At 61.6% G+C, this 13,600-nt stretch carries 9 protein-coding genes; all 9 read left to right on the forward strand.

Translation table 11 applies throughout. From position 1 onward, the window contains the following. Positions 1-58: 58 nt before the first annotated feature. From vgrG to tssM, 9 genes are read left to right on the forward strand one after another with little or no spacing between them, the layout of a single operon-like run. The gene (gene vgrG / locus ACUXAC_RS03465) at positions 59-2,320 is read left to right on the forward strand and encodes a type VI secretion system tip protein VgrG (RefSeq protein WP_447260123.1); all 2,262 of its coding nucleotides are present in this window, start codon (positions 59-61) and stop codon (positions 2,318-2,320) included. A 12-nt stretch (positions 2,321-2,332) separates the two neighbouring features. Next, positions 2,333-4,558 carry a DUF2169 family type VI secretion system accessory protein gene (locus tag ACUXAC_RS03470; RefSeq protein ID WP_197657832.1) on the forward strand — a complete coding sequence of 742 codons (2,226 nt, stop codon included), beginning with the start codon at positions 2,333-2,335 and terminating at the stop codon, positions 4,556-4,558. After that, on the forward strand, positions 4,548-5,702 hold the full coding sequence (locus tag ACUXAC_RS03475; RefSeq protein ID WP_230201663.1) for a pentapeptide repeat-containing protein: 1,155 nt from the start codon (positions 4,548-4,550) through the stop codon (positions 5,700-5,702). The genes ACUXAC_RS03470 and ACUXAC_RS03475 overlap by 11 nt, the downstream gene beginning before the upstream one ends. Next, a complete protein-coding gene (locus tag ACUXAC_RS03480) occupies positions 5,695-6,309 on the forward strand; it encodes a DUF3540 domain-containing protein (RefSeq protein ID WP_019456420.1) in 615 nt (204 codons plus the stop codon). Before ACUXAC_RS03475 ends, ACUXAC_RS03480 begins: the two co-directional genes overlap by 8 nt. A 6-nt stretch (positions 6,310-6,315) precedes the next feature. Further along, entirely contained in the window at positions 6,316-6,681 is a 366-nt protein-coding gene (locus ACUXAC_RS03485; protein WP_038872288.1) for a PAAR-like domain-containing protein, read from the forward strand. A gap of 9 nt (positions 6,682-6,690) precedes the next feature. After that, a complete protein-coding gene (locus ACUXAC_RS03490) occupies positions 6,691-7,197 on the forward strand; it encodes a type VI secretion lipoprotein TssJ (protein ID WP_060439596.1) in 507 nt (168 codons plus the stop codon). A gap of 1 nt (position 7,198) precedes the next feature. Further along, positions 7,199-8,557: a type VI secretion system baseplate subunit TssK gene (gene tssK / locus ACUXAC_RS03495; protein WP_038872282.1), complete on the forward strand. Its 1,359-nt coding sequence runs from the start codon at positions 7,199-7,201 to the stop codon at positions 8,555-8,557. Beyond that, positions 8,554-10,065: a type IVB secretion system protein IcmH/DotU gene (gene icmH, locus ACUXAC_RS03500; RefSeq protein WP_454266482.1), complete on the forward strand. Its 1,512-nt coding sequence runs from the start codon at positions 8,554-8,556 to the stop codon at positions 10,063-10,065. The genes tssK and icmH overlap by 4 nt, the downstream gene beginning before the upstream one ends. A 35-nt stretch (positions 10,066-10,100) precedes the next feature. Continuing rightward, positions 10,101-13,580 carry a type VI secretion system membrane subunit TssM gene (gene tssM / locus ACUXAC_RS03505; RefSeq protein WP_060439600.1) on the forward strand — a complete coding sequence of 1,160 codons (3,480 nt, stop codon included), beginning with the start codon at positions 10,101-10,103 and terminating at the stop codon, positions 13,578-13,580. Positions 13,581-13,600: the final 20 nt, after the last annotated feature.

Here is a 13,600-nt window from a genome sequence, read left to right on the forward strand (position 1 = left end):
ATTTACCGCCGGCCCGCAAACGCGGGGCGGGGTTCGATATCGGATCAGAGAGGTTGTTATGCCTTTAATCGAAATTGATAACCCGGTGTTAGCCGAATTAAATGCGTTTCCACTCAGCTTCACCACCCAAGAAGGGTTGTCGAGCAACTCGCAATATTCGCTCGAATTCGAATGCGAACAGGCGGACGTGGATTATGAATCCTTGCTGGGTGAAGGGATCCGCATCCAGATAGAAAGGCCGGATTTCGGCTCGCGGCCTTTCTATGCTTACGTGATCGGCGCGTCCGATGCGGGGCAGCATCAGGATAAGTTCGTGTACAAACTGGAGCTGAGCACCTGGCTGTGGTTTTTGATGCAGAACCGCAACAGCCGTATTTTCCAGGATCTGAACGTGCTCGACATCATCGAGCAAATCTTCTCTCGCTATGGCTTTGCCGACTACCGTCTGGATATTCAAGGCACCTATCCGACGCGTGAGTATTGCGTGCAATTTTCCGAAACGGATTTTGCGTTTATCAGCCGCCTGCTGGAAGACGAAGGCATCTGGTATTACTTCGATCACGCCGAGGATAAGCACACGCTGGTGATCACCGACCGGCAGGATTTCGACGATCTGGATTTCGGTTACGCCGTGTTGCCGTTCATGCCGGACAGCGAAGAAAACCGCGCCATCCGCGAAGGGATCCAGCGCATCCAGCGTTCCCGCAAAGTGCGTCCGAATGAAATCGTGCTGCGCGACTTCGACTTCCAGAACCCGCGCAAGAACCTGCAAACCAAGGTGGAAGAGAGCCGCCTCGGCCTGCAGAACACGCCGCTGGAGTGGTACGACTACGCGGCGGGCTATGTGGATACTGAACGCGGCGAGAATCTGGCGCGTTTGCGCCTGGAAGAAATGCAAAGCGACGGCCACCTGCTGTTTGGCGAGAGCAACGCCGTCGGGTTGATGGCCGGCAAGGACTTCTCCTTGATTTTGCACCCGGACGCCAACCGCAACCGCCGCTTCAAACTGACTCGCTGCGACTATGTGTTCGTGCAAGATGGCCCCGACAGCAGCAGCGACGGCCGCAACGTGACCTGCCGTTTCAACGCGTTGAACGACGACGTGGCGTTCCGCCCGCTGCGCGAGACGCCCAAGCCGCAGATGCCGGGCATCCAGAGCGCCACCGTGGTCGGCGCGCCCAATTCCGAAGTGCATACCGACAAGTTTGCGCGCATTCGCGTGCATTTCCACTGGGATCGCTACAAAACCACCGAGGAAGACAGTTCGTGCTGGATCCGCGTGGTGCAGGCCTGGGCGGGGAAAGGCTGGGGCGTGATCGCCATGCCGCGCGTCGGCCAGGAAGTGTTGGTGACCTATGTCGACGGCGATCTCGATCGCCCGATGGTGACAGGTATCGTTTATAACGGCGATAACCCGCCGCCTTATCAACTGCCTGAATACATCAACTACTCGGGGATGGTGTCGCGCTCGCTGCGCTTCGGCAAACCGCAGCATGCCAGCCAGCTGACCTTCGACGACAACCGCAACAACGAACGCGTCATGCTGCACGCCGAACGCGATCTGCAAACCACGGTCGAGCGCAACCAGGCCACCGAGGTGGGGATGGACAAGTTCGACATCATCCGCCGCACTTTTACGGACTGGTTCACCAACCACGTTTCTTACAAGGATTACGTCTTCAGCATCACCGGGTTTAGCGCGTCCATCACTGGCGTCAGCGCCTCGCTGACCGGCGTCAGCCTCACCGCCACCGGCGTCAGCACCTCGTTCACCGGCGTCAGTACCTCGTTCACCGGCGTCAGCACCTCGTTTACCGGCGTCAGCACGTCGTTCACCGGGTTGAGCACGTCATTTACCGGGCAGAGCACCAGCTGCACCGGCGTCTCCAACTCGATGACCGGCGAAAGCAACTCCTTTACCAGCATCAGCAACAGCATGACCGGCGAAAGCAACAGCTACACCACGGTCAGTACCAGCCAGACCGGCAGCAGCACCAGCTTTACCGGCGTGAGCGTGAGCACCACCGGCTCATCGACCAGCACCACCGGCTGCAGTATCAGCACCACCGGTTCCTCGACCAGCACCACCGGCTGCAGCATCAGCACCACCGGCAGCAGCGTGAGCACCACCGGCAGCAGCGTCGGCACCACCGGCAGCAGCGTCAGCAGCACCGGCAGCAGCGTCAGCAATACCGGCAGCAGCGTCAGCAATACCGGCAGCAGCACCAGCACGACGGGGGTGTCCATCAGCTACACCGGCGCGTCACTGTCCGAGACCGGCGTCGATTTGAAAAAAGTCGGGATGCAAAGCAAAAACTAACGAGGCGCGGCAATGAGAATCATACGGCCACAGCAATTGGTAGTGATTAAAGGGGGTTACCAGATCGGCGCAGACAGCCGGCTCGGCATCAGCGTCGTGGCCGGATGCTACCTGTCCCGACCGGAACACTTCGTGAACGAGGCCGAAATCTGGGAGGCGTGGAAGCGTGCGCCGCTCAGTCTGCCGGTGTTGGACGTTGCTGAGCCGAAGCCGTTCGCCGAATACCTGATCGCCGGCCATGCCGGCGTCGGGCAGCCGGTAAAAACGTTGGACGTCAGCGCCGACATCGGTGGGCTTAAGCGCCGTTGGCGGGTGGAGGGCGAAGGGCGACGCGGCGCGATGGGGGCGGAACCGTTCCTCAGCGTGCCGCTGGACCACACCTCGGCCTGGGGCGGTAAAGACAGCAAGGAGAACCCGGTGGGGCGCGGTTGCAATGATGGGCTGCGGCCGCTGCTGATGACCTTGTCCGCCGAAGGTTCCGCACAGGAGCGTTCCCCGCTGGCAGCGCCGGCGCCGGTGCCACACGAGTTTTCGCTGCGCAAGGCGCATATCGATAAGGTGGCGGGCCAGATCGCGAGCAAAGCCTATCTGGAGAAGGCGTTTCCCGGGCTGCCGGCCGATATCGATCGGCGCTATTACCAGATGGCGCCGCCGGCGCAGTGGCTGCCGGAAGCGGCGTGGCCGGATAGGGTGCCCTTCGAACTGCAGGGCGTCGGCGCGCAGAGCCAGGCGATTCGCGGCGAGCTGCCGGCGGTGCGCGGGCGGGCATTCATACGCCGCCACGATAGCGAAGGCCTCGAGGAAATCGAACTGCAGCGAAAAACGCTGTGGTTCCTGCCCGACAGCGACATGGCGCTGATTATTTTCACCGGCAACGCGCCGCTGACGCATCTTCTGGACGAATCCATCGAGTCCCTGATGCTGGCGTTGGATCGTTGCGACGCGCCGCGCCCGTTCGATTATTTCCGGCAGGTGCACCATAAGCGCAGCGACGACGACGCTTCGCCTTTCGAGTTCCTGTTCGATCCGGATCTGATGCCGGCGGAGATGGGGTTGAACGTCATCCAGGCGGCGTCGGATCACCCCAGCGATCTGCGTTACGATCCGTCGCCCACGTCTTTGGGCGACTCCGCCGTTTTCTATCAACGCATTCGCGAGGCGATTGCCTTGCACCAGCAACAGACGGCGGCGGAGCCCGCCCCCGTGACGTTGCCCGATTTGCCGGATCTGCCTGCCGAAGAGGGTAACGACGCGTTTTTCCCCGCTAGCGCGACCGTGGAAGGGAAAACCTTCACCGGATTGCGCGGCCCTGCGCTGTCGGACAAGCATTTTCTGCAATGCCGTTTTGAGCGCTGCGACTTTTCACAGGCCGTTCTGGAGAACTGCACCTTCGAAAACTGCGTTTTTGATGCGGTCAACCTGACGCAGGCGGCGCTGCGCCGGATCCGCATGGTGTCGTGCACCCTGCAAAAGCCGCTGATGGCGGAAAGCGTATGGCAGGAGGCGGTCCTCGAAAAAGTGACGCTGGAAGAGCCGCAGGGGCAAGGCATGCGGGCCGAGGGCGTGAAGCTCGATTACTGCGTCTTCGAGCGGGGAGATTTCACCGCGAGCCGCTTTGAGCGCGGGGCGATTGGCAACGGCATGTTCAACGGCTCGACGCTGATCCGCGCGCAATTCCTGCAAGGGGAGCTGGACGCCTGCGTCTTCAACCGCTGTCTGGCCGAGGGGGCGGTGGCGCTGGATATGGCGTTAACCAAGAACTCGTTTCTTGGCGGCAATTGGCGCGGCGTGCGCTTCGAACGTTGCCGAATCGAGAGCATGACGGCGGGGATGCAGGTGAATTTCTCCCACGGCGTGTTCAGCGACTGCGGCTTCACCAAAGTGGGGCTGAAAGCGGCTCGTATGGAGAGGTGTCAGCTGCAGTACAGCGTTTTCACCGAATGCAATTTCGACGAGGCCGACCTGACGGCTTGCGCGATCGTCGGCTGCGACCTGGCCGGCGTGCGGTTTAAAGACAGCGTGCTGGCGCACGCCCGCTGGCAAAACAGCAGCGCCCAGCAAGCCATGTTTTATAACGCCGATTTGCGCGATGCGGGATTTGAGCAGTGCAACCTGGCGGCGGCGAATCTGGCGATGACCTGGCAGGACGCCGGCACCCGTTTCAGCGGGTGTTTGCTGGAGCGGGCGTGTTGGGTGCCGCGCAGAATTATTCAGGGGGACTATGCGCATGAAAACTGAAAGCCGCGTGATTCAGCAGGCCCTGCCTGACACCGAAGTGATTGAGCTGGAGGTCGCTCAGGCGGTGTCGCAGACGCCGCCCCTGCCGCGAACCTTCAAAAAGCGGCGCTTCCACGATCGCGAGCTGAAAGGGCTGACGCTGAGCGACTGTTTTTTTATCGACTGCCATTTCGATCGCGTCACGTTTGAAGGATGCGATTTGCGGGCGGTGCGCTTTGAGGGCTGCACCCTGAACGAGGTCAACGTGGTCGGCGGCAGCTTGCTGCGCCTGTCGTTCAACGAATGCCGGTTTGACAACCTGACGCTGCAACGGGGGCTGCTGTGCAATCTGGCGTGCAACGACACCACGCTGCGTGGGTGCTACATCGGCGACTGTCTGCTGGACGACTGCAGTTTGATCCAGTGCGAGGTCAACGGGGCGGAAGTCGAGCGCAGCAGCCTGGGGCACCTGGCCGTGCAGTCCAGCATCCTGACCAACCTGATGTTCCAACAGGACATCATTCAGGACGCCAATTGGTATGCCTGCCAACTCACGCAGTGCCTGTGGCAGGCATCGACCCTCGAACGCCACATCATGGGGAGCTGCCGGCTGGAGAAATGCAGCTGGCAGAAGATAGAGGGGCAGGCGCGCATCTGGTTCACCTGCCGCCTGTCAGGCTGCAACCTGGCCCAGCTGCGGCTGCAGGGCGCCAGCTTTCACCGCAGCGAGCTGGAAGGGTGCTCGTTCGCCGACAGCGATCTGACGTCGGCGATCTTTGCCGAAGTGCAGGCGCTGCGCTGCGATTTCGAGCGTGCGACGCTGACCCTGGCGCAGGCGCAGAAGGCACGGTTCAGCGAATGCGCGATGAACGGCGCCCACTGGGGGCGCGCCAGGCTGACGCAGGCGGAGTTCAGGGCGTGCGATCTGGCGCTGGCCAACATGGAGCAGGCCGAGATGCGGGAGGCGAACCTGATGGAACAGCCGTTGACCGCCGCCCAGCAACAGAGCGCCCGCCTGCATGGGGCGAAGCGTCATCGCGCCGAAAATGTGCCGCTTACCGCCGATCCGTTCTTGAGTGCGATCGACGCCTGGTATGCGCATCAACAACCGGGACCGCGGCAACCGTCGTATCAACGGCCAACAGGAGTAAGCAGATATGTATAAGTCCAGAAGAGAGCATCAGAAGGTCTATGCCAACGCCAGGGTGACGCCTTTGCAGTTGGTGCGCAGCGCTCCGCTTGCCGAACAAGGGGGGCGCAAGGTGGTGACGCTGGCGGCCGACGCCAATGGCGGCCTGTATGTCGATGGCATGCGCGCCCACTGCCTGGCGGTCGCCACCAGCTGCCTGGTTCAGCCGCTGGCGGGCGATCGCGTTTGCGTCATCGTCGACGGCGACAAATTGGTCATTACCGAGATCCTGTCGCGCCAACAGGCGCACGCCGTCATGACGCTGGACAGCCGCAGCGCCAACTTGCGCATCGTGGCGCCGGAGATCGAACTGCAGGGCGGCAAGCGGCTGACGTTGCGCAGCCCGCACTTTACGCTGCTGACGCGCAGTAGCCGCTGGGTCGCCGAAACGCTGCACCAAATCTCTCAACGCCTGTTTGTGCGCAGCAAGCACGCAAGCCGGCGGGTGGAGGAAACCGACGAGGTGCTGGCGAAGCACATCATTCAGGATGCCCGGCAATCCCTCGTCATCAACAGTGAAATTGGTTCCCTGAAGTCTTCGGCGGTGCTGAAGATCGACGGCGGCCAGATACATATGGGGTAAGTCATCATGACCGCAGCCAACAACAACACGGCCGGGATCAGCTTCGCCGGCTGTGACCCGATGATCCCGGCGCCGGGCCCGAATACCGCGCCCAACAATACCGGCATACCGAACGTGCCTAACTATTTCCTTTGCGGCGGCAATGAACAGAACATCGGCAGCATTCGCGTGGCCACCGTCGATTCGGGCGGGGTGATCGGCGCCGCCTCGGGGACGCATTCGGCGCAGATGCAGCCGATGCAGGGGTCGGGGAAGTATTTCACTGGCGGCATGCCGGTCACGCGGTTAGGTGATTCCAGCACGACGAACAACAACAACATGGTCGCCACTCAGGTCGCGCCGAGCCAGACCAAATGTTTCGTTAATGCATAGGAGTTCAGCATGGTGAAAACGCTCCGGGGGATCGCGGCAGGGGGACTGTTGGCGGTGGGGATGCTGAGCGGGTGCAGCTGGTTTTCTCACGACGAGGCTGCCGATGCGGGGCGTCGATTGCGGTTTATCGATGTCGAGGTGACCGCCAACGACAATGTGAACCCGAATGCGGCCGGGGAGGCGCAGCCGGTCAAGGTGTGCGTCATCGAAACCAATCGCTCGGGGTGGATGCCCGAGGGGATTGGCGATGGCGCCCCTTGCCGCGAGACGGCACCGTCGGAAGGGGCGCTGAGCCGGCACCAGAGCATTTTGCAACCGAGGGAGACGCTGCGTTATCGCTTCGAGGTGCCGGCGGGGCAAGAGCGATGGGTCGTCGTGGGGGCGGAATTTCAGCAAATCAGCGGGGTATTGCCGCTCGCCGAGCAAAAATCGCCCGCGCAGGCTGATTCGCAAATGAAGGTGATGGTGGGGATGACGTCACTCAGCATAGTGACTAACGACAAAATGGATGAATGACATGTTACCTAAACAACGCGTCGCCTGGGTAGAAGGCATGTTGATGGAACCGCAGCATTTCCAGCAGCAGGAACGTTTTTTCGAGCACTTGATTGAAGCGCGCTTGCGCAGCGTCGAAACCTTTACTTGGGGGTTCCTGACGCTGGAAATCGACAACGGGCTATTGGAGCAGGGCAAGTTTGCGCTGAAGAAAGCCAAGGGCGTTTTCCCCGACGGCACGGCGTTCAGCATGCCTGAGGATATTCCGCTGCCGCCACCGCTGGTGCTGGGAGAGGGCTGCCAGGGGAAAGTGGTGTGCCTGTCCGTGCTGATGGACATTGCCGGCAATGCCCAGATCGATCTTATCCAGGATGAGCGGAAAAGCAGCCGTTTTCGCACCATGGACGCCGACGTGCCGGATCGCAACCACGGTGTCAGCCTGGAGGGAACGCCGCGCGTGTGCACGATGCAGCTGGGGAGCCTGGTGACGCGGCTAAGCCTGGAAGATGCGGTCAGCAGCGCGGAAAGCGTGCTGCCGGTCGGCTTCGTGCGCGAACTCACCAGCGATCGTCGGGTGCTGCTGGATGAGCGCGCCCTGCCGCCGATGTTGGACTTCCGCGCCATCGGCTGGCTGCCCGCGTTCACCACCGAATTGCTTGGGTTGATCAGCCAGCGTCTGGAGTCGGTGTTCCGTCCGGATGTGCATATGACGATCGGCGGGCTGTCCGAGCTGTTGGAATTGCTGCTGCTGCAAACCCTGAGCGAATTCAATTTGCGCATCAGCCAACTGTTGGCCAGCCCGCAGGTGCATCCAGAAACCCTGTTCGACACGTTGTTGAGCCTGCTGGGGCGGCTCAGCATCATTCCCGGCGGCGAGCGGCTCTGGGACCGGGCCGACTTGGTGTATCTGCACGATGAGCCGCACAACTGCTATTTCCAGCTGTTCGCCTCGATTCGCCGCGCGCTGTCGCTGGTGATCGAAGCGCCGGCGGTGGCGCTGCCGTTTATCGATCGCGGCGACAGCATCTACCTGTGCCCGAACGACTCGCAGCTGCGGCTGGAAAAACTGGTGTTTGCCGTCAGCTGCGGTTTGTCCATCGAGCATCTGCGCTCGTATTTCCCCGCGCAGGTCAAGCTGGGGCCGGTCGAGAAAATCATTCAGCTGATCGATCTTCAATTACCGGGCGCTCGCTTGCTGCCGATGGCTTCGCCGCCGCGGCACATACCGTATTACCCGAACAGCATCTACTTCGAGGTGGATCATGCCGACCCGATTTACAAGGAAATGATGGGCGGCTCGGCGATGGCGCTCAGCATCGTGGGTGATTTCCCGGACCTGCGTTTTGACGTCTGGGGATTAAGGCAAGGGAGGGTGGGATGAACGAATTCGAGAGGAAAATCCGCGAGGCGATGGCGGTAACGCGCAACAACGCGACCCCGCGTCTCCCCACGTCCGGCTCGGTGGGCAAAACCACGGCGGAAATCGCCGCGCTGTCCTTCGGCGCGCGGGCGTTGGCCGCCAAGCTGCGGCCGGGAAGCGCCGGGGTGGCGGCGACCCCCGAACCCAAACCTTATGAAGCAGAAACCGCCGTCCCGGAAAGCGTCGAACCCGCGCCTGGCGATCGCCAGGCTGATGCGGCGCCGACCTCGAGCGGGCTGTTTGGCCGCGCCGCGCTGAGCAAGCCCGGGGTGATGATGGGCCACTGGGACAACCCGCTGATCGCCGCCGCCATTCCGGTATTGCTGCAGGTGGAGCGGGTGCGCGATCAGAAACAGCTGAACCCGGCGGCGGTGCGTGCGCAGATCGTGCGGGAGATCCAACAATTCCAGCAGACGTTGCTGGCGGATCACGTTGCGCCGGGCGATGTGGACAAGCTGGCCTATCTGCTGTGTTCCTACGTGGACGAGTGCTGCATGAGCACGTTGGAGTCCGGGGAACTGAACCTCAGCCTGCTGGTGGAGTTTTATCGCGATGCCTGGGGTGGGGAAAAATGCTTCGAGCACCTGCAAGAGTATCTGGCCGCCTCGCCGCGCAACAAGGAGATCCTGGCGTTTTACGATCTGATCCTGTCGCTGGGGTTTGAGGGGCAGTTCCACGTGATGGAGCGCGGCGCGGTGCTGTTGGCCGACGTGCGCAATCGCCTTGACGGTTATCTGTACAGCCAGAATCCGACGCAGACGCTGGCCGATGCCGAACCGAGCAAAGTGGTGCGCAAGGCCACCCGTATCACGCCGCTCAAACTGCTGTGCTACGGCCTGGCGATAGCGCTGCTGGCGTATGCCTCGGCCGCCTGGTATCTGCATGACCAGTCCCGCGCGCTGCGCAACGCCATTCTGGCCTGGACGCCGCCGCAGCCGCGCAAAATCAACATTATGGAGACGCTGCCGCAGCCGCTGCCGCAAATCCTCAGCGAAGGGTGGCTGGAGGTGCGCGCCGATCCGCGCGGCTGGCTGTTGATCTTCACCTCCGACGGCGCCTTTGCCACCGGGCAGTCGAAGCTGTCGGAAGAGTTTAAAAAGAAACGCAACATTGAGCGTCTGGGGGAAGCGCTGGCGCCGTGGCCAGGCGATCTGGAGGTGATCGGGCATACCGACAACAAACCGTATCGCAACACCTCCAACAACTCCAACCTGAAACTGTCGGAAGCCCGCGCGCAGACGGTGGCCGACAAGCTGCGGGAATCATTGGCCAACAGTAAATACAACCGCACCGTGACGTCGGTCGGCAAGGGCGATCAGGAGCCGCTGGACGACAACGCGACGGAAGAAGGGCGCCGCCGCAACCGCCGGGTGGACATCCTTTGGAAAATCGGCGAGAGGGAGATGGCTTCACCGTCTGCCACGTTGAATCAGGCAGGGGTAGCCGCCGAGGTCCCCGAGGATAACTAAGACATCCGTCGGCGTAGAGATAATAAGGAAATTATATGATACGTAGATCATTCATATTGGTGATTGCCTTGCTGCTGTGTGCGGTGGTGTGGTGGATTGGGCCGCTGATCGCCATCGGCACCTACCGGCCGCTGCTGTCGGTCTGGGTCAGAGGCATCATCATCGCCCTGATCCTGTGCTGGGCGCTGTGGCCGTTCGTGGCGACGTTTTTGTCCTGGGTGTTCCGCCACGCGCGGGCGCCGGCCCCGGCTAAAAGAAAAACCGCGCAGCGAGATCGCGTGACCTCGCGTTTTTACGACGCCTTGCGCACCTTGCAATACGTCGGCACGTCGAAGCAGCGCACCCCCTGGCAGCGTTTCAAATACCGCCTGACGCGCCGTTATATCAGCGAAAAGCCCTGGTTCCTCGTCATTGGGCCGCCGGGCAGCGGCAAAACCTCGCTGATCGGCGAAAGCGGCGAACGTTTCTTGCTGGCTGAACACTATGGCCTGCAGCAGACCGTGGACGTCGGGCCGACCCAGGATTGCAACTGGTGGCTGGCGGAGAACTCGGTGTATGTGGACACCTCTGGTGAATGGCTGCAGCTGAACGGCCTTGGCGAAGACGGCGCCAGGGCGCGCGATACCCTGTTCAAACTGATTCGGCGCCACCGCCGCCATCCGGGCATCGACGGCATCATGCTGTGCCTGGATGCACGCTGGCTGCTGCATGCCTCGCTGACGGAAAGAAAATCCGTCGCCGATGCGCTGCGCGTGCGCCTGCTGGAAATGGCCTCATGGTTCCGCTGCGAGCTGCCGGTCTATCTTACCATCAGCCACCTCGATCAACTGGTCGGCGGCGAGACCTTCCTGTCGATGCTGGGCGACGACCTGTTGCAAAAAGGGATGGGGTTCAGCCTGAACCGGGCCGAACAGGGCGAAACCCCGTTCGAGCAGTATGAAGATCTCTACCGGGAGATGGTGGCGCGCGTCAGCCATCATGTGCTCGAACTGCTGCACGATGCGCCGGACGGCCAGAACCGCCAACAGCTGCTGTTCTTCACCGAGTCGTTGGGATCGCTGGGCAACCCGCTGTATTCGCTGCTGGAGCAGATTTTCCCGCAAACGCCGGTGGGCTACGCCTGCCATTTGCAACAGGTATGGCTGGGCAGCACTATCGCCTTGCCGCCGCAGGGCGCGATTTATAACGCGGAAGCGGCGGATATCTATGAAGCCCGTCCCACCGGGCGCATTTACCACCCAGAGCTGAATTACGCCAGGCAGGAGCGCGGGGTGCTGCAGCAGTCTTCTCACGCCAGGCCGCTCGGCAGCCGCATGAGTTCCCTGGGCCGCTATGTGCTGGTGCTGGTGCTGCTGGCGGTCTCTTTTAACCTGCTGGCGATGCGTTACCTGTGGGAGAGCGATTACATCTCTTACATTGCGGCGCGCTTTGACGAAACGAAGCGCATCGTGCGCGAAATACCGGTCACTAACCGCGTCAGCGACGACGTCATCTCCGCCTATGAGCAGTTGGGATACATGAACGCGCAGCTGGGCGGCGAGGTTTCGCCGGTGCCGAATCCCTATTTCGAGCACAAGCTGATCAACAGCGCGGCGCAAAAGACCTACCAACGCCATTTGCTGCAGATCTTCTGGCCGGCGGTGGAAAACTATATCGCGGACGAACTCAAGAATGACGTTTCGGCGTCCAACAAGGACGTCTACGGCACGCTGAAAGTGTATCTGATGATGGGCGAACCCTCGCACCGTTCCGCCGAGGCGCTAGTCGACTGGTTCATGACGCGCTGGGATAGCTTTATGCCGCAGGGCTACACCGACATGAACAAAGGCATTTTCGCTTACCACCTGCGGGAAATGTTCTCTCTGCCGAATGCGCCGGTCATGAAAATGAACGGTGACCTGCTGCGCCTGGCGCGGGTGAAAGCGATGAATATTCCGATGCAGGTCAGGGTGGTGCGCCGCATCGAAGAGAAACCGCTACCGGCGGCGATCAACGACATTTCATTGGCCGACGCCGCGGGGCCGAACGTGTCATTGATGCTGCGCCGCAAGAGCCAGGCGACGGTCACCGATACCGCCGTGCCGGGGTTCTATACCCGCGCCAGCTACCGCGATGTCTTCCTGGCACAGCTCGATGACGCCGCCAAAGACATGATCGAAGAAGAGTCCTGGGTGCTGCGCGACAGCGCGGAAGGGAAAAACGCGGTGAACTCGCTGGCTTCGGCGCAGAAGCTGGCCGACGAGGCGAGGAAGCTTTACCTCATCGAGTATGCGGACAAATGGGATGCTTTCATGCGCGACGTGCGCGCCCGGCCGGTCAACGGGCTGGAGGATGCGGCGATATTGGCGCGCCAGCTGTCCGATCCTTCATCCCCGCTGGCCAACCTGGTGCGTTTCGCCGCGCGTGAAACCAGCATGACCGGCACCAACCAGGGCGATGCGGCGAGCTGGTTCGATCGCCAGCGCAATCGTATTGAACAGCAGCGGCGTGACATCCTCGGCGAGATTTCCGGCGAACGCGCGCGTTTTCGTCTCACGCCGGAACGCGCGGTGGAAGACCGTTTTGAGCTGCTTCGCCGCCTGGGGTATCAGCTGTTGCAGACCACCAACGCCAGCAACGATCCGCTGAGCCGCAGTTTCGAAGCGCTGTACAGCCAGCTGACCACGCTCTCCACCTCATTGCGCGGTGGCCAGGTGGTGCCCGCCGGCGGCACGCTGAAGCGGCTGCAGCTGGATGCGGCGCGTCAGCCGGAACCGGTGCGCAGCGTCATGATGGATCTGTTGCAGGTCGGCGACAGCCAAACGATCCAGCAGAGCCAGAAGAACCTGAGCAAAGGCGCTTCATCGCTGGCTTCCGGGCTGTGCAAGGGCAGCATCAGCGGGCGCTATCCGTTCTCGCGCAACGCCAGAGCGGAGGTCGGCATCGAGGACTTCTCGCGCATGTTTGGGCAGAACGGCGCCATGCAGCAGTTCTTCGATGAAAACCTGGCCGCTTACGTGGATGTCAACGCGCAGAAATGGAATGCCAAACCGGGGTCTGAGGGGATCGTTAATGCGAGCACGCTCGGCGCGTTTGAAAATGCCCGCTTGATTCGCGACACCTTCTTCACCGCCGGCGACAAACTCTCGTTTTCCATGTTCATCAGGCCGCTGTCCCTGACGCCGACCATCACGGAAGCGACCCTGGACATCGATGGGCAGGTGATTAACTACAGCCATGGTTTTAGCCAACCCACGCGTATCGACTGGCCCGGCCCGAAAGGCGGTAGCTATGTTCGGCTGACCTTCCGCACCGGCACCGGCCAGATCCAGGTCGCCAGTTTCGACGGGCCCTGGGCACTGTTCCGGATGTTCGACGCCAGCAATCCCGTGCCGCTTTCCAGCGACAGGCGAGAGCTGACGATGTCGATGTCTTCGGTGGTGGGCGTGCTCAAACTGGAACTGCGCTCGACGATGAAAGATTTCCCACTTTGGTCACGGGCGTTGCGAGGATTCTCGTGCCCGAAAGCGATGTAAACACAACCGTAAAGAGGTGA

The organism is Serratia sp. 121840015-1, from assembly GCF_053627655.1.

What these genes read in the sequence shown, in the direction of transcription:
- vgrG (WP_447260123.1), top strand. Translation starts at nt 59, where the DNA reads ATGCCTTTAATCGAAATTGATAACCCGGTGTTAGCCGAATTAAATGCG.
- ACUXAC_RS03470 (WP_197657832.1), top strand. Translation starts at nt 2,333, where the DNA reads ATGAGAATCATACGGCCACAGCAATTGGTAGTGATTAAAGGGGGTTAC.
- ACUXAC_RS03475 (WP_230201663.1), top strand. Translation starts at nt 4,548, where the DNA reads ATGAAAACTGAAAGCCGCGTGATTCAGCAGGCCCTGCCTGACACCGAA.
- ACUXAC_RS03480 (WP_019456420.1), top strand. Translation starts at nt 5,695, where the DNA reads ATGTATAAGTCCAGAAGAGAGCATCAGAAGGTCTATGCCAACGCCAGG.
- ACUXAC_RS03485 (WP_038872288.1), top strand. Translation starts at nt 6,316, where the DNA reads ATGACCGCAGCCAACAACAACACGGCCGGGATCAGCTTCGCCGGCTGT.
- ACUXAC_RS03490 (WP_060439596.1), top strand. Translation starts at nt 6,691, where the DNA reads ATGGTGAAAACGCTCCGGGGGATCGCGGCAGGGGGACTGTTGGCGGTG.
- tssK (WP_038872282.1), top strand. Translation starts at nt 7,199, where the DNA reads ATGTTACCTAAACAACGCGTCGCCTGGGTAGAAGGCATGTTGATGGAA.
- icmH (WP_454266482.1), top strand. Translation starts at nt 8,554, where the DNA reads ATGAACGAATTCGAGAGGAAAATCCGCGAGGCGATGGCGGTAACGCGC.
- tssM (WP_060439600.1), top strand. Translation starts at nt 10,101, where the DNA reads ATGATACGTAGATCATTCATATTGGTGATTGCCTTGCTGCTGTGTGCG.